Source organism: Candidatus Pseudothioglobus sp. Uisw_086 (assembly GCF_048085745.1).
Lineage (GTDB): Bacteria > Pseudomonadota > Gammaproteobacteria > PS1 > Pseudothioglobaceae > Pseudothioglobus.
In genome coordinates, this window is sequence record NZ_CP159803.1 from 590579 (window position 1) to 613543 (window position 22965).

At 35.1% G+C, this 22965-nt stretch carries 27 protein-coding genes; 9 read left to right on the forward strand and 18 right to left on the reverse strand.

Features of this window, described 5'->3' with window-relative positions:
- Positions 1 to 67 precede the first annotated feature (67 nt).
- Complete coding sequence (mobA, locus tag ABXT49_RS02895; RefSeq protein ID WP_416653034.1) at positions 68 to 646, forward strand: molybdenum cofactor guanylyltransferase MobA; 579 nt, start codon at positions 68 to 70, stop codon at positions 644 to 646.
- Here the strand turns inward: mobA and ABXT49_RS02900 are convergent.
- Entirely contained in the window at positions 643 to 1095 is a 453-nt protein-coding gene (locus tag ABXT49_RS02900) for a molybdenum cofactor biosynthesis protein MoaE (protein WP_416653037.1), read from the reverse strand. The genes mobA and ABXT49_RS02900 overlap by 4 nt on opposite strands.
- 60 nt (positions 1096 to 1155) lie before the next feature.
- Positions 1156 to 1851 (reverse strand): YczE/YyaS/YitT family protein, encoded by a 696-nt coding sequence (locus ABXT49_RS02905; RefSeq protein ID WP_416653038.1) that lies wholly within the window; start codon positions 1849 to 1851, stop codon positions 1156 to 1158.
- A 167-nt stretch (positions 1852 to 2018) separates the two neighbouring features.
- Here ABXT49_RS02905 and ABXT49_RS02910 point away from each other — a divergent pair, with 167 nt between their 5' ends.
- The 3 genes from ABXT49_RS02910 (at position 2019) to ABXT49_RS02920 (ending at position 5068) form a co-directional block, all read left to right on the forward strand.
- Complete coding sequence (locus tag ABXT49_RS02910; RefSeq protein ID WP_416653040.1) at positions 2019 to 2816, forward strand: phytanoyl-CoA dioxygenase family protein; 798 nt, start codon at positions 2019 to 2021, stop codon at positions 2814 to 2816.
- 4 nt (positions 2817 to 2820) lie between these two features.
- The gene (locus ABXT49_RS02915; RefSeq protein WP_416653042.1) at positions 2821 to 3582 is read left to right on the forward strand and encodes a TSUP family transporter; all 762 of its coding nucleotides are present in this window, start codon (positions 2821 to 2823) and stop codon (positions 3580 to 3582) included.
- An 88-nt stretch (positions 3583 to 3670) separates the two neighbouring features.
- On the forward strand, positions 3671 to 5068 hold the full coding sequence (locus tag ABXT49_RS02920; RefSeq protein WP_271541147.1) for an aspartate ammonia-lyase: 1398 nt from the start codon (positions 3671 to 3673) through the stop codon (positions 5066 to 5068).
- Between the two features lie 40 nt (positions 5069 to 5108).
- Here ABXT49_RS02920 and ABXT49_RS02925 read toward each other — a convergent pair whose 3' ends face one another.
- The 5 genes from ABXT49_RS02925 to ung form a co-directional block, all read right to left on the reverse strand.
- The gene (locus ABXT49_RS02925; RefSeq protein WP_416653044.1) at positions 5109 to 5678 is read right to left on the reverse strand and encodes a DUF4389 domain-containing protein; all 570 of its coding nucleotides are present in this window, start codon (positions 5676 to 5678) and stop codon (positions 5109 to 5111) included.
- Between the two features lie 19 nt (positions 5679 to 5697).
- Positions 5698 to 5916: a helix-turn-helix transcriptional regulator gene (locus tag ABXT49_RS02930; RefSeq protein ID WP_416653046.1), complete on the reverse strand. Its 219-nt coding sequence runs from the start codon at positions 5914 to 5916 to the stop codon at positions 5698 to 5700.
- A 9-nt stretch (positions 5917 to 5925) separates the two neighbouring features.
- On the reverse strand, positions 5926 to 6345 hold the full coding sequence (locus tag ABXT49_RS02935; protein WP_416653048.1) for a hypothetical protein: 420 nt from the start codon (positions 6343 to 6345) through the stop codon (positions 5926 to 5928).
- A gap of 100 nt (positions 6346 to 6445) precedes the next feature.
- The gene (locus tag ABXT49_RS02940) at positions 6446 to 7489 is read right to left on the reverse strand and encodes a 4-phosphoerythronate dehydrogenase (protein ID WP_416653049.1); all 1044 of its coding nucleotides are present in this window, start codon (positions 7487 to 7489) and stop codon (positions 6446 to 6448) included.
- On the reverse strand, positions 7486 to 8157 hold the full coding sequence (gene ung, locus ABXT49_RS02945) for a uracil-DNA glycosylase (RefSeq protein WP_416653052.1): 672 nt from the start codon (positions 8155 to 8157) through the stop codon (positions 7486 to 7488). The genes ABXT49_RS02940 and ung overlap by 4 nt, the downstream gene beginning before the upstream one ends.
- 50 nt (positions 8158 to 8207) lie before the next feature.
- On the opposite strand from ung, the gene ABXT49_RS02950 reads away from it, so the two are divergent.
- From ABXT49_RS02950 to ABXT49_RS02960, 3 genes are read left to right on the forward strand one after another with little or no spacing between them, the layout of a single operon-like run.
- Positions 8208 to 8864, forward strand: coding sequence for a thiopurine S-methyltransferase (locus ABXT49_RS02950; protein WP_416653055.1), 657 nt, complete (start codon positions 8208 to 8210; stop codon positions 8862 to 8864).
- Positions 8864 to 9169, forward strand: coding sequence for a cold-shock protein (locus ABXT49_RS02955; protein WP_416653518.1), 306 nt, complete (start codon positions 8864 to 8866; stop codon positions 9167 to 9169). The genes ABXT49_RS02950 and ABXT49_RS02955 overlap by 1 nt, the downstream gene beginning before the upstream one ends.
- Positions 9170 to 9778: a transglycosylase SLT domain-containing protein gene (locus ABXT49_RS02960; RefSeq protein ID WP_416653058.1), complete on the forward strand. Its 609-nt coding sequence runs from the start codon at positions 9170 to 9172 to the stop codon at positions 9776 to 9778.
- A 225-nt stretch (positions 9779 to 10003) separates the two neighbouring features.
- Here the strand turns inward: ABXT49_RS02960 and ABXT49_RS02965 are convergent, their stop codons facing one another.
- A complete protein-coding gene (locus ABXT49_RS02965; RefSeq protein WP_416653061.1) occupies positions 10004 to 11632 on the reverse strand; it encodes an ABC transporter ATP-binding protein in 1629 nt (542 codons plus the stop codon).
- A gap of 166 nt (positions 11633 to 11798) precedes the next feature.
- Here ABXT49_RS02965 and ABXT49_RS02970 point away from each other — a divergent pair, with 166 nt between their 5' ends.
- The gene (locus tag ABXT49_RS02970; RefSeq protein ID WP_416653063.1) at positions 11799 to 13433 is read left to right on the forward strand and encodes a CTP synthase; all 1635 of its coding nucleotides are present in this window, start codon (positions 11799 to 11801) and stop codon (positions 13431 to 13433) included.
- Positions 13434 to 13487: 54 nt separating this feature from the next.
- Positions 13488 to 14726, forward strand: coding sequence for an NAD(P)/FAD-dependent oxidoreductase (locus ABXT49_RS02975; protein WP_416653065.1), 1239 nt, complete (start codon positions 13488 to 13490; stop codon positions 14724 to 14726).
- A gap of 36 nt (positions 14727 to 14762) precedes the next feature.
- On the opposite strand, the gene der is transcribed toward ABXT49_RS02975, so the two are convergent.
- From der to rpsF, 10 genes are all read right to left on the reverse strand, one after another.
- The gene (gene der / locus ABXT49_RS02980) at positions 14763 to 16154 is read right to left on the reverse strand and encodes a ribosome biogenesis GTPase Der (RefSeq protein WP_416653068.1); all 1392 of its coding nucleotides are present in this window, start codon (positions 16152 to 16154) and stop codon (positions 14763 to 14765) included.
- A gap of 20 nt (positions 16155 to 16174) precedes the next feature.
- The gene (locus tag ABXT49_RS02985; RefSeq protein WP_416653070.1) at positions 16175 to 16792 is read right to left on the reverse strand and encodes a YfgM family protein; all 618 of its coding nucleotides are present in this window, start codon (positions 16790 to 16792) and stop codon (positions 16175 to 16177) included.
- Positions 16789 to 18054 carry a histidine--tRNA ligase gene (gene hisS / locus ABXT49_RS02990; RefSeq protein ID WP_416653073.1) on the reverse strand — a complete coding sequence of 422 codons (1266 nt, stop codon included), beginning with the start codon at positions 18052 to 18054 and terminating at the stop codon, positions 16789 to 16791. The genes ABXT49_RS02985 and hisS overlap by 4 nt, the downstream gene beginning before the upstream one ends.
- 86 nt (positions 18055 to 18140) lie before the next feature.
- A complete protein-coding gene (locus tag ABXT49_RS02995; protein ID WP_271541173.1) occupies positions 18141 to 19043 on the reverse strand; it encodes a 5'-nucleotidase in 903 nt (300 codons plus the stop codon).
- A complete protein-coding gene (locus tag ABXT49_RS03000; protein WP_416653074.1) occupies positions 19025 to 19489 on the reverse strand; it encodes a DUF1249 domain-containing protein in 465 nt (154 codons plus the stop codon). The genes ABXT49_RS02995 and ABXT49_RS03000 overlap by 19 nt, the downstream gene beginning before the upstream one ends.
- Positions 19486 to 20187: a metallophosphoesterase family protein gene (locus tag ABXT49_RS03005; RefSeq protein WP_416653076.1), complete on the reverse strand. Its 702-nt coding sequence runs from the start codon at positions 20185 to 20187 to the stop codon at positions 19486 to 19488. Before ABXT49_RS03005 ends, ABXT49_RS03000 begins: the two co-directional genes overlap by 4 nt.
- 33 nt (positions 20188 to 20220) lie before the next feature.
- Entirely contained in the window at positions 20221 to 21663 is a 1443-nt protein-coding gene (gene dnaB / locus ABXT49_RS03010) for a replicative DNA helicase (protein WP_271537521.1), read from the reverse strand.
- Positions 21664 to 21738: 75 nt separating this feature from the next.
- Entirely contained in the window at positions 21739 to 22194 is a 456-nt protein-coding gene (gene rplI / locus ABXT49_RS03015) for a 50S ribosomal protein L9 (RefSeq protein WP_416653079.1), read from the reverse strand.
- 8 nt (positions 22195 to 22202) lie between these two features.
- Positions 22203 to 22460, reverse strand: coding sequence for a 30S ribosomal protein S18 (gene rpsR / locus ABXT49_RS03020; protein WP_271537519.1), 258 nt, complete (start codon positions 22458 to 22460; stop codon positions 22203 to 22205).
- Between the two features lie 9 nt (positions 22461 to 22469).
- Positions 22470 to 22847, reverse strand: coding sequence for a 30S ribosomal protein S6 (gene rpsF, locus ABXT49_RS03025; RefSeq protein WP_271537518.1), 378 nt, complete (start codon positions 22845 to 22847; stop codon positions 22470 to 22472).
- Positions 22848 to 22965: the final 118 nt, after the last annotated feature.

The window sequence follows — 22965 nt, forward strand, 5'->3', positions numbered from 1 at the left end:
CGGTATATTATACAATTGTAAGTAAATTTTCTAATTAAAAATAACTTGAAAAAAGCACAAGCATTAAGTGAATAAAATATCAAAAAATGAGATTTCAGCTGTCATCTTAGCTGGGGGTATGGGCTCAAGAATGGGCGGAAAAGATAAGGGGCTCATTGAGTTTAGAAACCTTCCATTAATTTCATATGCAGCCAGTGTTGCTAAAGATAAGGTAAGTCAAATATTTATAAGTGCAAATAGAAGTTTAGAGGATTATTCTAAATATGGAAAAGTAATAGAAGACGACTTAGAAGGCTATCAGGGCCCACTAGCTGGAATTTCTAAAGCTTTAAAAGTCTGTACTTCTAATTATTTGTTAGTTCTCCCTTGTGACAGTCCAATGATTGATGTGACCTTAATCGATTCTCTTATTGAGAGAATGGAGTCTAGTGAGTGTGATATTTGTGTTGCTCATGATGGGCAAAGAATGCACGCAACCTTTGCGCTTATGAAATCAAATCTTAATGAAAGTCTTGATCAATTTTTAGCAGAAGGGGGTCGGAAAATGGCTCTTTGGTATCGTCAGCAGCAAACTGAAAGAGTTAATGTCTCAAGTCATTTAGAGCTTTTAACTAATTTAAACAGTCCAGAAGACTTTAATATTTAAGATTTCCAGCGTTTTTTTTGCTTTTCATCTTTGGTTCTCGCGCCAACCCACTCTTCATTATTTTCTGTTACTTCTTTTTTCCAAAAAGGGGCATCAGTTTTAAGGAAATCCATAATGAAATTACATGAGTCAAAAGCTTCTTGACGATGCTTACTAGTTGTTATAACCAAAACTATTTGATCGTTAACATTAAGAATTCCAATGCGGTGAATAATCGTGACATTTTCAATATCCCATTTATCTCGCGCCTTTTTAACAATTGACTCTAAAGATTTTTCAGTCATCCCTGGGTAGTGCTCAAGAGTCATAGAGCTAAGCGATTTTGGTTGAAGGTCTCTAACTGTTCCAACAAAACTTACAACAGCGCCAATACTAGAGTTATTGGCCTTAGCAAGCTTAACTTCAGTGGTTAAGTCGAAGTCATCGGGTTGAATGAGAATTTTATCCATTATTTGATTTTATCTTTAATAAGATTATTACTGGAATTAAATATTTAAAAATGACTCAAACTAGTTTTGCTTTGATAATTTTCCTACAAGAGTTATTCCTAGTGCAACTGATGGCCCAATTCCAAGTGCAAACAATGCCGTTCCAAGGCCAACAACCTCACCCAGTAATTTGTCAATGTTATTAAGGAGGCAGAGAGAGCCAACTACTACTACGCTGATTTCAATCGTTGTTCGAATTGAATATATTGGCATATTAGTTATTCTTTGTAAGCCAATCATTAATCCATCCCTCGGTCCGGCGCCTAAGTTTGAAATCAAATAAAACCCACTTCCAAGTCCAATAACAAGAATACCAAAAATGACCTGTAAAACCTGCATTGGATATGCTTCAGGATATGGCAAGTAATAAACTGAAAACTCAATTGTTAGTGCTATTATGAAGGCATTGAGAATTGTTCCTATCCCAGGTTTTTGTTTAAGCGGAATCCACATGAATAACACAAATATGCTGATAACAAAGGTAGAGAAGCCAATTGACCAATCAGTAAGGTTTGAAATCCCTTGGGCTAAAACAGTGTATGGGCCAACACCAGCACCACTGGTTATTAAAAGACTTTCTCCAAGACCAAATAAAAATAATCCAAATACTAAAAATATAAAAGTTAGTGGCTTAGGCTTAAGATTAAATGAGTCTTCAGAGCTCCAAGCAACTTTAGGAATTGTTTTAATAGTAAAGGTCTCAGAAAAAAGTTTCATGCATCATTGAGGCTGTAAAAAATTACAGTAATAATACAGTTGTTTATGTCAACTCTAGTGCTGTGTATTAATTATTATATTTATCTTATAAGTTTCAAGTTTTAATGATTATCATAGGTTTATTGAAAATGAACTCATAAATTATCAATACTAACTAGCCAATTCTCATGAAAACACTTCTTACTCAATCAGAAATACAAGACTTTAAAGATGATGGTGTTGTGGTTCTTAGGGGTTTTTTTAATGAGTGGATTGATACTTTATCTAGGGGAGCTGACTTTCATATTAAGAATCCAAGCGAAGGTGCATTGGTACATAAAGGAAAAGATTTTCAAGGTAAGTTTTTGGAGGACTTTTGTAATTGGCAGAGGATTCCAGAGTATAAAGACTTTGTATTGAATTCACCCCTTGCCTCAATTGCAGCAGACTTAATGGAGTCAAAATCAGCGCAATTTTTTCATGACCACTTTTTTTATAAAGAGGCGCTCTCAGGAGCCCCTACTCCTTGGCATCAAGACCTTCCTTATTACTGCGTTTCAGGACATCAAACGGTCAGTTTTTGGCTGCCTCTTGAGTCAAGAAACAAGAGTGTTTCATTGAGATCACTGGCAGGAAGTCATCATTTAAATAAAGAGATTCGGCCAACAAGCTGGGCGAACAATGAGAGCTTTTATGAAGATAATAACGCTTTTATGGATATGCCAAATACTGATAATGGTGATTTTGAAATCAAGCAATGGGAAACTGAGCCAGGTGATGTTGTTGTATTTAACTTTAAGACAATACACGGTGCAAATGCTAATAAGGTGAATGATTTCAGCCGCACTCTTTCGTTTCGTTTGCTCGGGGATGATGTAGTTTATCGTAATAGACCAGGGCGAACTTCACCTAATTTTCCAGGTATTAACCAGAAAGATGGTGAGCGATTGAGGGAGGACTGGTTCCCTATTATTTGGGGCAATTAAGATTATGGATTTAGCAAATTACTCTTTGGAGATTCTAACTTTTTTATTTTTCGTTGCCATGATTGCAGGATTTCTTGATACCTTGGTTGGGGGAGGCGGTTTGTTAGCAGTGCCTGCATTACTATTAAGTGGGATTCCGCCTATCTACGTCCTGGGAACAAATAAATTTCAAGGTAGTATGGGCACTGGAGTTGCAACACTCCTCCTTTTTCGTAAAAAAAAGCTGAATTGGAGTGCTATTAAGTATTTAATGTTAGTGTCTTTTATTGGCTCGGTAATAGGTGGGGTTATAGTTCAGTTTATTGACACCAAGGCGCTCTCTTTTGCAATACCAATAGTGCTTGTATTTATTTCAATCTATTTTATTATCTCACCTAAGCCTAAAAAAACCTCGAAGATCTCGGCATCCAGCAAAAGTTTTGATAAATATGCTGTTCCAGCAGTTGGTTTTTACGATGGCATGTTTGGACCTGGCGCTGGATCTTTTTTTGTAATGACAGCAGTTATACTTAAAAAACTTGAAATTATTCAAGCAACAATTCTAGCAAAGCCATTAAATTTTGCATCAAACATTGCCGGATTTATAGTTTTCTTTAGTTTTGGCCATATAGCCTTTTTAATTGGCCTGGTAATGATGGCAGGACAATTAATAGGTGCTTTTTTTGGAACCCATTATTTATTGAAGGCTAACCCACTTGTTATTCGGTTTTTAATTGTCATTATGTCAATTTCAATGCTTGCTCGGTATTTGTATTCTCTGGTTTAGCATTAATGCTGTCAAAAATAAGATTCTCTTAAGCGTATCATTTGCTCAATCTACTGATTAAGGTAATATTTTTTCAATATTTAAAATTATGGAATATAGAATAGAAACAGATTTTTTAGGTGAAATGAAAATACCTTTTGATGCTTATTACGGAATCCATACTAAGCGTGCTGTTGAAAATTTTCCGATAGCGGATGTTGCGATTTCAGTTTATCCAAACATAGTTATAGCCTATGCAATGGTCAAGCTTGCTTGCGCTCGTGCAAATAATAAATTGGGCCTATTAGAGGATGAAATTTTTGAGCCTATAGTCAGCGCTTGTGAGAGAATTATTAATGGTGAATTTCATGATCAGTTTATTGTTGAGATAATCCAGGGTGGCGCAGGCACTTCAACAAATATGAATGCAAATGAAGTCATTGCTAATGTTGCACTAGAAATGATAGGCAAAGAGAAGGGTGATTATGAGTCCATCTCCCCGCTTATGCATGTAAATATGTCACAGTCAACGAATGACACCTATCCTACTGCCTTGCTGGTTGGATTTTTAAAAGAATATGACCCTTTATTGGAGGCAATTAAAGCCCTCTCTGATTCTTTTCATGCCAAAGGCATTGAATTTTCTGGGGTCATTAAAATGGGGCGAACACAACTTCAAGATGCTGTGCCAATGAGCCTTGGTCAGGAATTTACTGCTTTTGGTAATACTTTGTTAGATGATATTAAAAGGCTTAATGAAATGTCACAATTATTTTTAGAGGTTAATTTAGGTGCTACCGCTATTGGAACTGGAATTAATAGCCATTTAGATTATCCAAAAATAGCAGTAGAGGCTTTGGCAGAATTATCTGGACTGCCTTTAGTGCTGGCTCCAAACCCAATTGCTGCAACCTCTGATACTAGTGCCTTTGTGTCATTCTCATCTGTTTTAAAGCGAGTAGCTATAAAGCTTTCAAAAATATCTAATGACTTAAGATTGTTATCATCAGGCCCAATTGCTGGGTTTAACGAAATCAATCTTCCTGCCGTGCAAGCTGGATCATCAATTATGCCTGGGAAAGTTAATCCTGTTATTCCTGAGGCTGTTAATCAAACTGCTTTTCAAGTAATTGGAAATGATTTAGTAATTACTTTGGCAGCTGAAGCTGGTCAAATGCAGCTCAATGCTTTTGAGCCTGTTTTAGCCGTAAATATATTACGCTCATTACGCTATATGACAAATGCGATGGTTATGCTAAGGACAAAGTGTGTGGACGGAATTACAGCTAACGTTGAAGTTTGTGCAAGATATGTTGAACAAAGTCCTGGGATAGCAACATTTTTTACGCCTCATTTAGGCTATAAAGAGTCAGCTCGTATTGCCAAAAAAGCTCTAAAAGATGGAATGACTGTTCGAGAAATTATTATTCAAGAGGGGCTTATGACGGAAGAGCAAGTGAATGAAGTTTTGCATGTGGACAATCTTACAAAGCCTAATATTCGTTGAGTTATTGAAGCTTAAGGGACCAAACTTTAAAGACTTTAAGTTAACCAAGTTTAAATGGTGGGTACTGATCTGTTGTTAATAAAAATGCGTAAGCATTTACTCTCAATGACCAGCGCAGGAAGCCTTCAACAAAATCAAATATGCCCTTAGGATATCGTCCTGTAAATAGAATCGTAAACCAAGCAAAAATAGTGCAAAAAACAACAGCAATAAACATGAGTACTAAAACGATGTAGTGAGGGATAGCTAGAAACCATTTAATAAGTGGCATCCATCTATTTAAGTCTTTCTTAACGTCTGGATATGGTAATTCAACTTGTACTGCTTGGTCAGTTTCGGTTGAAGGGTATTCGTCCCTCATTAACAAACCATAGGCTGCAATCCTAAGCCAGAATTTAGTAAGAGCGAGATTCCAATCAAACCACCACTTTGGGTATTTTTCTTTAAAAAGAACCATTAAAACTACTGCTAGCGATAAAGCCTCAGCATAAGAAGAAATAATAGAAAGAATAATAACAATTGGAATTATTAATACTAATCTAAAAAAAGCCGTTAATTTGTTAGATTTTTCTGGGTAATCAATCTTTAGATTTACTGGATATTGCTTCATTTTTAATCCTCTTAGAAAATTATTTACCAATATAAAAAACTTCTTGTATCTCTTTGTTGAATGCTAATGCAATTTTGAACGCTAACTCTAGAGATGGGGTGTACTTATATTTCTCTATTGCAACAACTGTTTGTCTGGAAATACCAACCAAATCAGCAAGTTCTTGCTGTGTCATCTCGTTATTGTTAAACCTAAGTTTTCTGACAGAATTTTCTATATTGATTTTTTTCTTAGCCATTGTAAATAACTATTTATAGAAATATATTTTCAAAAAAGTACTACAGATGCTTGCTAAGAACACTGACAAAGTTATAGCAATTATTCCAAGGTTTATAGGTAGGTTAAACCATCCTAATAGAGCAAGAATAATTACAAGGGAGATACCAAATATGACATTACTTAATCTCAAAGCATAGAACTCAATCATATTATCCCTTTCATCTATGACATTTTTTTCTTTGCTCTTAGTAATGATTGCTGAAACTATGTGGATAGCTATGGCAGAAAAGATAGCTGCAAGTATAGATATTCCAATGCCTTGAACAAGCACTTGAGTAATTGAAGCGATACTCATATTAGCGGCTGCATTTAATTTAGAGTACATCCAAGTAATTGCTATTGCTACTGCAATTATTTCGGTTAAAGTATTTCTAATTTTTATATTCATATCTATATTTATAAGTTATTTAATATGTAAATTATAACATACTTAATGTAATGTATAACATACTTTATGTCAATAATATATTACATAATTGGGGATGAGCTTACTTTAATTTATGAGGAATAGTAAAATTTGTATGAAAATGCTTCCACTCATAGCGCTCAGGATAATGACGTCTATAATCTTCAAACTTTGAACTGTCTTTGAGAGTTTCATGGTCATCAAAGAATGAGTATATTGAGTTGAGTGTTTCATGAAGAGAGCTTTCATTAATGGGTCTTATTTGAGGGTTAATCAGTGACTCAATTTCTTTATTAAATGGAGATTTTGTAAAGCTACATAACTCTTTATAAATCATAAAACTACCCATAAATTTTGCATCTATTGAGTGCCCTGCAATGTGAGGTGTCGCCCAGTATGCGTTACTTTGCAGTTCAGGATTAATATTGGGCTCATTTTCCCAGCAGTCTATTATATTTTCTTTTGTTTTGGTCATTTCCCATAGGCTTTCATCGATTATGCCTCCTCGAGCTGCATTGATTAATATTGCATCTTTTTTAATAAGGTTAAAGTTTTGACTTCCAAGAAGGTTATGAGTAGGGTGGGCCCCAGAAAATGTTAGAGGCGTATGGAAAGTTACAATATCAGCACCTAGTGCAACATCAAGGCCAACAAACTTATTTTTTCCTTCATTAACTTCTCGGATGGGATCATTAAGAAGAGTCGTTATTCCAAGTTGCTTTGCTTTAAAGTCTAGCCTAGAACCAACATTTCCAACACCAATTATTCCAAGCGTTTTGGTTGATAAATCAAAGCTATGATCATTGGCTAGATTGGAAAGGGCGCTAATGACATACTCTGCAACTGCATTGGCATTACAGCCCTGGGCAGATACAAATGAAATAGCATTTTCCTTCAAATAATATTCATCAATGTGATCAAGACCAGCTACTGTCGAGCCAACAAATTTAACTTTGGTTCCGTCAAGGAGCTGTTTGTTTACTTTTGTTCTTGATCTGACAATAAGTATCTCGCAATCTAATAGACTCTCTTGGGTAATTAGCCTTCCTGGAAGGGTAGTAATTTCACCAAAACTAGAGAAGATTTCTTTGTAACCCCATACAGCATCATCAATCATTAGTTTCATTGGGAAATGCTCCAATCAATAGGCTCTTGATTCGTTGACTTAAGGTAACTGTTTGTTTTAGAAAAATGCCTAGAGCCAAAGAAGCCTTTATAAGCTGAAAAGGGAGAAGGGTGAGGGGCGCTAAGTATCAGATGTTTATTGCTGTCAATTAATTCAGATTTCTTATTTGCGTAAGCGCCCCATAAAATAAACACTAAATTATTTTTATGACTACTTAAAATTTTAATGACTTGGTCTGTAAAGTTTTCCCAGCCCTGGTTGGCATGCGAAGCAGGGCTATTTTTCTCGACTGTCAGAACGCTATTAAGAAGAAGAACGCCTTGGTTAGCCCACGAGACTAAATGTCCATGCTCTGGTTTAGAGAAGCCTACATTATCACTTTGAAGCTCCTTAAAGATATTTCTAAGTGACGGCGGAATAACAATGCCTTTTGGAACTGAAAAGCTTAAGCCTTCTGCCTGACCTTCTCCATGATAAGGATCTTGTCCTAGTATGATTACTTTGGTTTTTTCAAAGCTTGAATACTCCAGTGCTTTGAACCAAGAGTCTCTGGGCGGGCAGATATTCAAATTATTTTTTGATTGAAGATAAGAATCTAAAGCAATGAAATATTGCTTTTCTTTTTCAGGATTTAAATAATCTGACCAGCCACTTTTAAAATGGGTCATAATGTTTGATGATTAACTAATATGACTCTCTATTATATCAAGGAATAAATATGACAGACTGGCACAGTAGATGGGAGAGCAATAAAATCGGTTGGCACGCAGACCAAGTTAACCAGAATTTGATTGATTATTTTTCAAAGCTCAACTTAGTCGAGGGTGATAAGATTTTTGTGCCACTTTGTGGTAAGAGTGTTGACATGTTCTATCTATTAAAAAGAGGCCTTAAAGTTGTTGGTGTAGAGATGAGTGAGATTGCTGTTGAGCAGTTTTTTAGCGAGAATAAATTAGAATATTCTGTTGCCAAAGTTGATGATTTAATGCTTTATGAGGGTGATGGAATTCAAATATTCTGTGGTGATTTTTTCACGTTAAAAGCAAACCACTTAGTTGATGTCAAAGCAGTTTATGATCGTGCATCACTTATTGCCTTAGATAAGGCGTTAAGACAGAAATATGTTAATCATTTAAATGATATAATATTAAATGATGTCAGGGTGTTATTGTTAACTTTGAACTATCCTCAACATCAATGGGTTGGCCCGCCTTATGCTGTTAGTAAATTGGAGGTTGACTCACTTTATGGTGGTTCGTTTCAATGTCAAGAACTTCAAAATATTAGTGATATTGAAAATGAGCCAATGTTCCTACTTCAAGGAGTAGATTTTGTTGAAAAAGCAGTGTATTGTCTGCAAAAAGTGAGAATGTGATGGCTAAAAAAATGACGGGCATAGTGGCCCAATTTGGTACAAAAGGTTATGGATTTATTACGGGAGACGATAATGAAAAGTATTTCGTTCACCAGAAAAATGTTTTTAATAAATCACGTTTAAGAAGTGATACTAGAGTTAAATTTAAAGTTGAAAACTCTGATAAAGGTTTAGTTGCTATTGATGTCAAGTTAGAGAAGGTTGTTGTGGAGTCAGAGCCATTAACTGACAATGATATTAAAGCAATGTTCGGTGTCTTATTGGTTTTTCAATTGATTATTGCTTACTTTGTTTTTATTGCTTAAATGAAAAAACTGATTGTCCTAAGTCTGTTAGTTGTAATTTCTGTTTCTGGGTGTTTGTCAACGCCTGCTAGAGAAGTTACTAATATCTGTAATTTACTTGATGAGAAGGTAAGTTGGTATCGAGCAGCTAAGCTTAGTGAAGAGAAATGGAAAGTACCAATGCATTTACAGTTGGCAATCATTCATCAAGAGTCTCGTTTTGCTTCAAAAGCGAAGCCACCCCGAAATAAAATTTTTGGAATCATTCCTGGTTCAAGGCCTACAGATTCATTTGGCTATACTCAAGCTAAAAAAGCGACTTGGGACTGGTACCAACTTAAGACTGGTAATAAAACTGCTAAAAGAGATGATTTTGCAGATGCCATTGATTTTGTTGGTTGGTATGGTAACCAGTCTTTATTAAGATCTAAAATAAGTAAAACAGATGCATATCGCCAGTATCTTGCATACCATGAGGGGCATGGAGGCTTTAATAAGAAAAGCTATGAAAGTAAGGCTTGGTTGATTGATATCGCAAAAAAAGTTGAAAATCAATCTAATACCTATAAGACACAACTCTCCCAGTGTAGAGAAGAGCTTGATAGTAATAGAATATGGACGATTTTCTAGATCACTTTGCTAATGTGGTTTAATACATTAGGATTCCTCTACTGCCTAATCTGATGAAAGAGATCTATCTAGAAAGATAGAGATGCTTTATAACGGTTAAGTATATTTTTATGGCGTATTGGAGATGAAAAACACAATACTTACTCCATCTATAAAAGTTCAAGTGGGGTTAGATTTAACAAATGCACTAGGTCGCATAAAAGATAAATCAGGTTAATTTAATTATTAGAGTTGCTGTTGATTAAGTTTTGCATATTCTCCAGAGGCTTTAATGAGGTCATTATGAGATCCTTGTTCAATAATCTTACCTTCTTTTAAAACAATAATACGATCCGCATTTTGGATTGTACTTAATCGATGAGCAATAATGATAGTGGTTCGCCCTTTCTGCATTTTTGTGATTGCTGATTGGACAGACTTTTCAGTTGAAGAATCAAGGGCTGAGGTTGCTTCATCAAGAATTAAAATAGGGCTGTCTTTAGCAATAGCTCTTGCAATAGAGAGTCTTTGGCGTTGACCCCCTGATAGGGTAATACCATCTTCTCCAATATCAGAGTCAAATTTATGCTCAAGCTTCTCAATGAATTCGATTGAATTTGACACATTTGCTGCATTAATAATTGAATTCATAGGCATTTTATCTTTCTGACCGAAGGCGATATTGCCACTAATAGTTTCATTAAATAGTCTTACATTTTGATCAACAAAAGAAAAATTTGATCTGAAAGACTCTAAGTCAAAGCTATTTATGTTTTTATTGTTAATTAAAATTATTCCATCTGATGGCTTATAAAAGCGTATTAAAAGATTAACTAAAGTTGTTTTGCCACTTCCAGTTGAGCCAACAAGAGCGATAGTTTCACCTTGTTTTATTGTTAAATTTATATCTTTTAGTGACGCTTTATCATCATTATAAGAAAAATTTACATTTTTAAAGCATATGTCCCCATTTATTTTATGTAGTAATTCTTCACCTAAATTATCTTCTGCTTTTTCATTAATCAAGCTAAAGACACTTGTTCCTGCAACTATTGCTTGTTGGAGGGGTTTATTAATATTAACAAGGGTTTTTGCAGGCTTAACTAGCATGCCCATAGCAGTAAAAAAAGCCAAAAAATCTCCAGCACTCATTATCAAGTAGCTTGAAGATAGATAAACAACAGATCCTAAACAAAGGCCTATTAGAATATTAACAATTGAAGTATTTAAGCCTGCTGCTAAGTCAACTTTAAAGCATTGCTGGCGAATTGTATTAATAATTTTATAAAATTTATTCTGCTCACTTTTTTGCGCATTGTAAACTTTAATAAGGTCATTTCCAGAAATGTTCTCGTCTAAAAGATGAGTCATTTTCCCCATAGAGTCTTGAACTTTTTTTGATGCATTTTTAATTCTATATGTAGAGAGCTTTACAGCAAAATAAATAAGAGGCAACAATACCAATAGAGTGAGGCTAAGAAGGTAGTTTTTATAAAATAAATAAGTGGTTAATATTACTACTGTAAATGAAGATTTAATGAGTTCTAACCATATAGTTGAAGCTGCTTCTGAAATTTGCTCAACATCATAAGTTAGTTTGGATAAAGTTTGACCAGTTGTATTTTTGTCAAAGTAAGATTTAGGTAGTCTAATAAGCTTGGAAAACATATCAACTCTAAGATCTAAAATAACTTTATTTGAAATCCATGAGCCTGCACTAAGGGCAATTAAAGTACATAGTGAACTTATAGAAATGATACTAAATAAAGCAATAGAGTAAAATTTAGCAGAGGCATTTGAGCGCTCAGTTGTAAATAGTGTATCAACTATTTGACCCGTAATTTCAGGGATTGTGGCTTCTAAAGCCGTTGCCATAATCATCATTAATGATGTGAAAGTCAGTTTTCCTATATGGTTTTTGAGATATGGAAAAAGTTTCTTTAAAAAATGTCTATAACCCATCGTGATTTGTTTGTTTTGATGTGCCCATATTCTACCTAATTTTGTGTATCATAACTATTTCAAACTTTGTTAGTTTTTCATGACAAAATACATCTTTATAACTGGTGGTGTTGTTTCTTCTTTAGGGAAGGGAATCGCTTCCGCCTCTCTGGCTTCAATTCTAGAAACACGCGGCCTTAACATTACCCTCCTAAAATTAGATCCTTACATAAATGTTGATCCTGGAACAATGAGTCCATTTCAACATGGCGAGGTTTTTGTCACCAATGACGGTGCTGAAACTGATCTAGACTTAGGCCACTATGAACGATTTGTTCGTACTCAACTCGGGAAAAAGAATAACTTTACAGCCGGAAGGGTATATCAAAATGTCATAGAGCGTGAGAGAAGAGGTGATTATCTTGGTGCTACGGTTCAAATCATTCCTCATATTACAGATGAAATAAAAAAATTAATGAAGGAGGGTGTCGATGATGCAGATGTAGCCCTTGTAGAGATTGGTGGAACAGCTGGTGATATTGAATCCCTTCCATTTTTAGAAGCTATTCGGCAGATGAGCTTGGAGCTTGGACGTGAAAATACTTTATTCATTCATTTAACGCTTCTTCCTTATATTAAGGTCGCAGGTGAGCTAAAGACTAAACCAACTCAGCACTCTGTAAAAGAGCTTCGAGGTATTGGAATTCAGCCAGATATCCTTATTTGCAGATCAGAGTATGCATTAGAAGACTCAGACCGTAAGAAGATTGCTTTATTTACAAATGTTGCTGAGAATTCAGTTTTTATGTCTTTGGATAAAGACACTATTTACAAGGTTCCTGAAGACCTTCATGAGCAGGGTCTTGATGATGTTGTTGTATCAAAATTAGGACTTAAATGTGGAGCAGCAGACCTGTCAGAGTGGAAAAATGTTGTTTCAAAATTAGAGAGACCTAATCATAGCGTTGATATTGCTATGGTTGGAAAGTATATGGATTTAACAGAGTCCTATAAATCTCTATCAGAAGCATTAATTCATGCTGGAGTTCATACGCAGACGAAGGTAAATATTCATTATTTTGATTCTGAAGAGATCGAAAAAAATGGTGCTGGCGCCTTAAGTAAAATGAGCGCAGTACTAGTGCCTGGTGGCTTTGGATTACGCGGTATAGAAGGAAAGATTAAAGCAGTTCAGTTTGCTCGTGAAAATAACATTCCTTTCCTAGGAATTTGCTTAGGCCTTCAAGTTGCTGTAATTGAGTTTGCTCGAAATATGGCGCAAATGGATGGAGCAAACAGTACAGAATTTGATGAAAACACAGATTATCCTGTAATAGGGCTTATTACTGAGTGGCAAGATGAAAATGGTGAAACTCAAAAACGTGATTCAGAGTCACACTTAGGCGGAACTATGAGGCTCGGTGGTCAAGAGTGTGAGCTAGTTAAGGGCAGTCATTCTCAAAAAATTTATGGCTTAGATAAAGTAGTAGAGAGACATCGCCATAGATACGAAGTTAATAATAATCTTATCTCTAAAATTGAAGAGGCCGGCCTTAAAATTTCAGGAAGGTCTTCTGATGGCTTGTTAGTTGAAATGGTTGAAATTAAAGGTCATCCTTGGTTTATCGCTTGCCAGTTTCATCCAGAATTTACTTCTACGCCTAGAGATGGTCATCCTCTATTTGAAAGTTTTATCAAGGCAGCAAAACAAGCTCATAATCTAATACTCTCTTAGATTTTATTTGTATTAAACTTTAAACATTGTTAATAGTTATTAAAATCTTGTCCAATGATAAAAACTGATGTAGTTATTTTGGGTGGAGGAGTAATAGGCCTAACCATTGCCCTAAAGATGCTAAATACTGGCAGAGAGATAATTCTTTTAGACCCTGAAGAGCCAGGAACTGGAACCTCTTATGGTAACGCTGGAACAATAGCTGAATATGCGGTTCTTCCTGTTGGTTCTCCTGAAATTATAAAAAAACTACCATCTTTATTGTTTAATAAAAATAGTCCTATTTCTGTAAAGCGCACTGAAATTCTCTCATTAGCGCCATGGTTAATTAGATTTTTGTACCAATCTATGCCCAAGCAAGCTGCTAAAAACGCCCAGGCAATTACAGATCTTTTGGCAAACTCACGACTTCGCTGGGAAGAACTTGCAGATCAGATAAATGGCAAATCTTTATTAAATAGGAATGGCAATATCTACTTGTATAAAACAGATTCTTCCTATGAGTCTGGCTTGAAGGATATTAATAATCGGAAGAAGTATGGTTTAAATGCTGAAATGTTAAATCCATCAGAGCTAAATAAGCTAGAGCCAAATTTGAATTTTTCTGAGGGCGGTGCATCTTATTTCCCAGATGGAGCTTATATGAGCGACCCTGGAAAAATGACAAAATTATTGTTAGATGCAAGTGTTAAAAAAGGATGTCAAGTTATTAAGAAAGAAGCTAATAGAATTGATAGGACTAGTGAGGGAGTTAAAGTAACCTTAGCAGATAAATCAGAAATTATAACCAAGCATCTAGTTATAGCGGCTGGGGCATACTCCAAGAAATTTGCAAAACAGGCTGGGGACTATATTCCTTTAGATGCTGAGCGTGGATACCATGTTGAATATGATATGAAAGATCCATTATTAAATAGACCTTGTTGCTCTGCAGAGAACGGATTTTATATGTCTCCAATGACTGGAAGATTAAGAGTTGTTGGTACTGTTGAACTTGGAGGGCTCAGCCCAGAAATCTCAAGGCATAGAGTAAGCCACTTAGAAAAAGGAGCTTTAAGTTTTTTTCCAGACCTAGGAAAACCAAGCAGGGAGTGGCTGGGTTTTCGTCCATCAATTCCAGATAGTAAACCAGTTATTTCTCAATCTAGTAAAGGTAATGATATTATTTATGCCTTTGGACATGGTCATATTGGGCTAACTTTGGCGCCAGTTACCGCAGAAATTGTTGAGTCGATTATTACTAAGTCTAAGCCCCCACTTCCAATTTCTGAATTCTCAGTCCAAAGGTTCTGATAATAATCACAACTTTAACTTTGTTACATTTTAAGTTTATTTCTTTTTAACGAATCTCATTAGGCGTTTCTTTTTTTGGACTTGTCGGGCTGAAAGAATATTTTTCCTATCTTTAAATGGATTTTCACCACTCTTATATTGGATTTTTACAGGTGTATTTGTAAGTTTTAAAGATGTAATAAAGAAATTCTTTAAAAATCGTTCATAGCTACTCGGAACGCTATCAACATGATTACCATGAAAGGTAAAAGTTGGTGGAAAAACATCAGATTGATTTACAAACTTTAATCTAAGTCGTCTGCCAGCAACAGGGGGAGGAGAGTGGGCTTTATTAGCTTGTTCTAGAATTCTATTAAGTTGTGAAGTTGGGTGTCTTCCACCAGCATTCTCAAAAGATCTTTTAATGGGTCCAAATAATTTTCCAACACCAGATCCATGAAGGGCTGAAATATAATGAACTGAGGCATAGTTTATAAATGAAAGCTTAATATCAAGTTTTCTTTTTACTTCGCTTTTTTGATAATCATCCAAACCATCCCACTTATTAATTACTATTAAAAGTGCACGACCTTTGTCTGCTATCATTCCTAAAAGAGTAGCATCTTGTTCAGTCACGCCTTCGTGAGCATCTAAAACTAGAACCACAACATGTGAATCTTCAATGGCATCTTTAGCTTTAATAATACTAAAAATTTCAACTTTATGGCTGACACTTCTTTTGCGCCTTATTCCAGCTGTATCAATTAAGGTGTACTGCTGTCCTTCTCGCTCAAAAGGGATAAAAATCGAGTCACGAGTTGTTCCAGGAAGGTCAACCGCCATAACCCTTTCTTCACCCAATATACGGTTTATGAGTGTTGATTTACCAACATTAGGTCTGCCCAAAACAGCTACTGCAATTCCCTTAACTTCTGGGATTATGTCTTCTGTTGCAGCGGGAAGAAGAGGAATTGTTTTTTCAATGAGATCTGGAATTCCTTGATTATGCTCAGCTGATATAAGGCAAGGATCCCCTAGTCCGAGTTCATAAAATTCTGCAGCTGAACTTTTATTTAAACCTTCGGCCTTATTGCATACTAAGATAATATTTTTGCGGAGTTTTCTCAGCTGAGAAGCAATATCTAGATCAAGGGAAGTAACGCCATCTTTATTGCTGACAATAAAATAGATTACATCAGACTCATTAAGCGCATTGAGTACTTGAGCATGTATCCCAGAATCAATAACTGATTCTTCGTGTGTCATACCGCCAGTATCAACAATTGTGCAATGAATGTCATCTTCAAGTTCGATATTCACGTATTGACGATCACGCGTTAAACCTTCAAAATCAGAAACAAGCGCCTGACGAGACTTGCTAAGACGATTAAATAGTGTCGACTTGCCTACATTAGGCCTGCCAACCAATGAGATGATGGGGTAGCTCACAATTTTCTAAAAAAATTATATCAATTCAGATCGTCTAACTTAATCTGAATTAGTTGAGTAAGGCTTGAGTTAGCAGTAATATTTTCGATTGCAAGGCTATAGTATTTTTTAGCTTCTTCTTTGTTGCTAAGATCTAAATAAATATCACCAGTAAGATTGTAAAATAAACCAGAAAATCCTTCCCCAGCATCAACATCAAGAATTGCAAGTGCTTTATTATGTTCGCCAAGCTGTAAGTGAAGTGAAGCGGATCTTAAAATAGCAGTTGAAGCTATAACAACATTTTCACGACTTATTAAAGGCTTTAGAGCGTCTAGAGCAAGAACATAATTACCAGCTTCAAATAAATATTTAGCCATTAAGAACGTTGCTTGATCAGCGTAACTACTTGAAGAGTGGTCCTTAATAAGCTTATCGTAAGCTCCAATATTAGTGGAATCTGAAGCATAACTTAAATATAAAGTTCTAGCATTCAAAGCTTGATTATCTTGATAATCACCATATGAATTCCAGCCAAATACTCCTGCAAGACCAAGAACTGCTCCACCAATAATTTGCTTGCCGTTACTATTCCACCATTTTTTAATTTTGTCGACTTGTTCTTCTTCCGTGTCACTAATTTCTATAAAATTTTTCATAATATCTCCTGAAGATGCTGAATGATACCCTCAAGCTCAATCGATTGCTGGACTCCTTGGCCTTTTAAGGGCTTAATACTTAACTGATTATTTGATAACTCCTCTTCTCCAAGAATTAAAGCAAAGTCAGCATTAGACTTATCTGCTTTTTTCATTTGGCTTTTTAAGCTTCCCATGCTTAAGTCATTACTAAGTGTAATATTAGGGAGTACCTGAAGAATTTTTTTGGACAGCTTCATTGACTCAATCTGCGCCTTATCACCTAGAACAACAAAATAGAGTTGACACCTCTTGTTAACAATCTGACTTTTTTTGTCTTGAATTAGAAGAGCTATTCTCTCTAAGCCCATTGCAAAGCCAATTGCTGGTGTAGGACTACCACCCATTTTTTCAACTAAACCATCATATCTCCCACCACCACAAATAGTGCCTTGCGCCCCTAAATCGTTTGAAATCCACTCAAATACAGTTTGATTGTAGTAGTCTAATCCCCTTACAAGTTTTGGGTTAACCTCATAAGGAATATCTAGATTATCTAAATAGGTTTTTAAAATAGTAAAGTGTTCTTTAGATTCATCATCTAAATGATCAATCATTTTGGGAGCATTTGAAATTAATAACTCAAGGTCTTTATTTTTACTATCCAAAATTCTTAAAGGATTTGACTTTAATCGACGCAAACTATCTTCATCCAGTTGGCTTATATTTTCATTAAAAAAGGCTGTAAGAATATTTCTATAAGCGAATCGACTTTCTTTTGAACCTAGTGAATTAATTTCTAATCTTGCAGTGATTCCAAGAGATTTCCAGAGTGAATCTGTAATAGATATTAATTCAGCATCAATTTTGGCATCAGAAGCTCCAAAAACTTCTGCCCCTACTTGATGGAATTGTCGGTATCTTCCCTTTTGAGGTCTTTCATGCCTAAACATTGGGCCATTATAAAAAACCTTTTGTATTCCTTCGCGCGGTAAATTATGCTCAATCATCATTCTAACTACGCTAGCTGTGCCTTCAGGCCTTAAAGTTAAAGAGTTACCATTATTGTCTTCCCATGTATACATCTCTTTTTCTACAATGTCTGTCACTTCTCCAATTGCACGAGAAAAAGTTTCAGTACTTTCAACAATTGGAGTTCGGCAATATTTATAGCCGTAAGAGATAAGGAGATTACTAATAGTTTCATCCAAAGAACTCCAAAGGGTGGAGTCTGCTGGCAACAGATCATTCATTCCTCGAATGGCTTGGATTTTATTTGACATCAGTAAACTTTAAATAATAATAATTCGTATTTTACCAATTAAATCTCATGGTGAGTTTAAGCAATAATTAAGTTCTATTTAAAATGCTATAAATTTTTGATTCCACTTGGGACATGACCAGTAGAAACATACTGAGATGCTGAGTCACAATGCTGCTGCTGATCATCAAAAAAAATATCTGCTCCAAACTCTCTTAGAAAGACACCTTTTTCAAGACCACCAAGAAAAAATGACTCATCTATGCGTATCCCCCATTCTCTCATGGTGTGAATAACTCTTTTATGCGCTGGGGCCGATCTTGCAGTAACTAATGCAGTTCTTATAGGATTATTTTCTTCAGGAAATGTTGATTGAATTTTTTGTAAAGAGACCAGAAAAGATTTAAATGGACCAGCTTTTAGTTTAATTTTTTCAGACAGGACTTCATTTTCATGAAAAGCTTCAAGACCCTTCTCTTGAAATATTTTTTCAGATTCATCTGAAAAAATAACGGCATCCCCGTCAAAGGCAATTCTGAGTTGTGAGGGATGACTATGGTTTGATTTTGACTCAATAATTGATGCAGCTGCATAGCCTGACTTTAAAGCTTTTTGAACATCATTATAGTTACTAGACAGAAACAAGTCCGCTTCAAAGGCACCAACAAAAGGGTGGGTACTTTCACCACGAGTAAACGCTGCTCTTGAAATATTTAAACCATAATGCTCGATTGAGTTAAAAATTCTCAGGCCTGTATCAGCACTATTTCTTGAAAGTAAGATGACATCAATTGGCGTTGTTTTACTATTTAATTTAAGTAACTTTTTAACCAAAGTAAACCCTACGCCTGGTTCAAGAACTACTTGCTCATTTTCTTGTTGGTGTTTTGCGTATGCCTTGATGCCTTCATTTTTAAAAATTTGGTGTGAGTAATCAAGATTAAACAATGCCCTTGAGGAGATTGCAATGACTAATTTCGTGCTTTCAGTTTTTATTTGCTTTTTGACCATTCAGCACCATTGTACCTTTCCAAACAATAATCTAGCCATCTTAGCATGAAGAGATTAAGCTCTAATTGAAAGGCTAGATCACTACAGTCAGTAATTAAAGGATGAGAGTCATTAATTCTTGTTTCTTTGCAGATTGAGGTAACCTCTAAAAGTCTTGCATCAAAATAAATCTTGAAACAAATATCTGGCCGATTAATAATTACCTCTTGAGACTTAATCTTGTGAGTTAATGTATATGAACCAGTATACGGGGCCTTATTATGACAAAGTAAAAACAGGTCATTAGATGGTTTTTTTATTCCAACAAAGTCATCCTTAATAGAAGGTAGAAGAGGTATAAGTCTAGAAATTTTTTTAAAGTTAAGCTCGAAAATATCAGATATATTTGAGTAAGTTACTTTTTTTTGGTTGTATATTAACTTATTAAGTATTTGATCGTTTGTCATAGCCACACTGTCTCACAATTAATTTCACCTTTATCACTCAGATTGAAGTGGTTATAGCCAATCATTTCAGGACCATTAAATTGAAGTGTTGTCGATGGACATGAAAAGAGCTTTACATCATTTCTATAAAATTCAGAGCCTTGATGAGCGTGACCCCAAATAATCGCTTTAATGCTATTAAACTTATCTATAGTATGAAAAAAATCATTCGAGTTCTCTAAGGATTTTTTATCATCCCAATTACTTTCCATAGAAACTGGAGGATGATGAAGGCAAAGAACAATAAATTTTTTAGTCGAAGATGAAATTTTTTTAGTTAGTAATTCAAGTTTTGCTTTATTTAAAAAACCGCTAGTTTTATTTTCTTGAACAGAATCTATAGAAATTATTTCCCAATCTGCAATTGTTAGTTTTGGTAAATAATGCTCACTAAATGCTGAGGATAAATTTAATTTATTATCATGATTTCCGGGGAGAATAACTAGATTATCACTAATTGGGTGAATTATATCTTTAAGTATTGAGTAGGAAGAGGCAGTTCCATTATGAGCCAAATCACCACTAATTATTAGTGCATTATAATTTCTATTAGAAATACTATTGACTATAGAGTTTAAATTTTTTTGAGAGTCAGTACCCCAAACATTTTTTTCATCATCTATGTGACAATCACTGATTTGAATAAAGGAGTTGTTCATGGAATCTCGTTTGAAAGATTTTTTAAAGAGGCTTTAGAAGTCCCCTTGATCAAAATTTGTCATATTTTTAACATAGGATGCATCCATTTGATCATCACTTACACCCTGAAATCTATCTTCAAAGGCTAAATCTTCAAATTTAGAATACTGGCCTACAAAGGCTAGTTTTATATTCCCAGTGGCACCATTTCTATGCTTCGCTATTCTTAAATCAGCCTTTCCCACTTCTTCTGGATTAGTATAAGCATCATCATGATAAACTTCATCACGATATATAAATCCAATAATATCAGCATCTTGCTCAATAGACCCAGATTCACGTAAATCAGCCATTTGAGGTATTCTTCCTTTACCAGTTTTTGTGCGCGACTCTACACCTCGATTAAGCTGAGAGAGTGCAATCACTGGAACATTAATTTCTTTAGCAAGTGCTTTTAATGAGCGTGAAATTTCTGAGATTTCTTGAACTCTATTTTCTGACTTTCCATGAACAGTCATTAATTGTAAGTAATCTATCATGATCAAGCCAAGGTCAGGATATTTTCTTTTGAGTCTTCTACATTTTGCGCGAATTTCAGTTGGAGTGATTGAAGGCGTTTCATCAATCAAAATTGTATTCTCTTCAAAAGCCCTTACAGCATGATTAAAGCTATTCCAATCAATTTCAGACATATCGCCATCACGTAACTTACTTGAATCTATTCGTCCAAAAGATGAAATCATCCTTATTACTAATTGTTCCATCGGCATCTCAAGACTAAAAACCGCAACAGGCGTTGAATTATGAATAGCAACATGCTCTACAATATTCATTGATAGAGCTGTTTTACCCATACTTGGCCTTCCTGCAATAATAATAAGATCACCATTTTGGAGTCCTGATGTTAATTTGTCTAATTCAGAAAAACCAGTCTCAGTTCCCTTAAAGCCTTTCTTTTCTTGCATTTCATGAACGCGATTAACAACGTCTTTGATAATATCTTTTACATTTGTAATTTCTTGCTTATTGCGACTTACCTGCTCAGCGATTTCAAAGATTTTTCTCTCAGATAAATCGAGTAAATTATTTACTTCGATATCTTTTGGGTGGAAGGCGGTATCAGCTAGCTCTCTTCCAATCTTGATTAATTGTCTAAAGATTGAAAGCTCTCTTACATGCTTGGCATAAGCATCAATGTTTGAAACGCTTGGCGTATTTTCTGCGATTTGAGCTAGATAAGCAAAACCTCCAATAGATTCCTCATCATGTGTCTTAATAACCTGCTCTTTAACAGTAAGAATGTCTGCGGGTTTGTCATGTTCAAGAAGAATAACTATTGCGTCATAGATGATGCGATGAGAGGCTTGATAGAAGTCATCGGAGCTAATTATATTAACTACATTATCCCAAGAATCATTATGCAATAAAAGGCCACCCAGAACTGATTGCTCAGAGTCAATTGAATTTGGTGGTATTTTTGGGTTTTCAATATCCATTAGCATAGTTTAGAAAAATAAAAAGCCCTCAGAAAGGGCTTTTTATTTTAACTTACTTATGTAATTTGAATTAACTTATTCTGCTTCAGTCGCAGCGATAACTATTACTTTGACTGTCACAACAACTTCTGCATAAAGAGAAACTGTAACTTCATATTCACCTATATTTCTTATGGCTTCAGGCATATTAATGTCTCTTTTTTCAACCTCAAAGCCTTGTGCAAGAAGATTTTCAGCAATATCAGCCGGACTAACAGAACCATAAAGTTTTCCTTCTTCGCCTGCATTCGCTGTAATTGTACATACAACATCTGACATGGCATTTTCTTTTGATTGAGCATCTGTCATTGCTGCAAGTTCTTTAGCTTCAAGATCTGCACGTATTGTTTCAAAAGTAGCCATATTAGCTTTATTTGCAGGCTTAGCTTTTCCCTGAGGAATTAAATAGTTTCGGGCATATCCAGACTTAACATTTGCAATATCACCAAGGCTACCTAATTTTTCATTTTTTTCTAATAAAATTACTTTCATGAGGCCTCCTATTTTTTGTGTTTATCAGTATATGGAATTAACGCCAAGAATCTAGCTCGCTTAATCGCAGTAGTAAGCTGTCTTTGGAATCTAGCGGTTGTGCCAGTTATTCTTGATGGAGTTATTTTTCCACTCTCGTCAATGTTTCTTAGTAAAGTTTCAACATCTTTATAATCGATTTCCTTAACACCAGCTTTTGTAAAACGACAAAAACGGTTGATAGGGATTTGAAATTTACGTCTTTTAGTTACTTGTTTTTTAGCCATTGCAATCTCCTATTTCTTGTCAGCAACACGATCTTTGGTTTTGTCTTTACCATGATCTTTATCTTTGTCAGATTCTGTAACCATAACTGATGGTTCAGTGATAGCCTCTTTTTTAGAAATTATTAAGTTTCTAAGAATAGCATCATTGAATCGGAAATTATAGTTCAATTTATCGAGAGTATCTTTGTCACACTCAATATTCATCATTAAATAATGTGCTTTATAGATTTTATCAATTGGGTAGGCGAGGTGTTTACGACCCCAGTCTTCATCTCTGTGAACCATGCCACCACCTGAAGTGATTAATTCTTTGTATTTTTCAATCATTGTCGTTACCTGAGAGCTTTGATCAGGGTGAACAATGAGGGTTATTTCATAATGTCTCATTAACATCTCCTTATGGGTTAAAAAAAGCTTGCCAACTTAAGCTGATCAAGCAAGGAAGGAGGTATTTTATACTACTTAATCTATATTTATCAATTATTTGATGTTGTTATCGTATTAT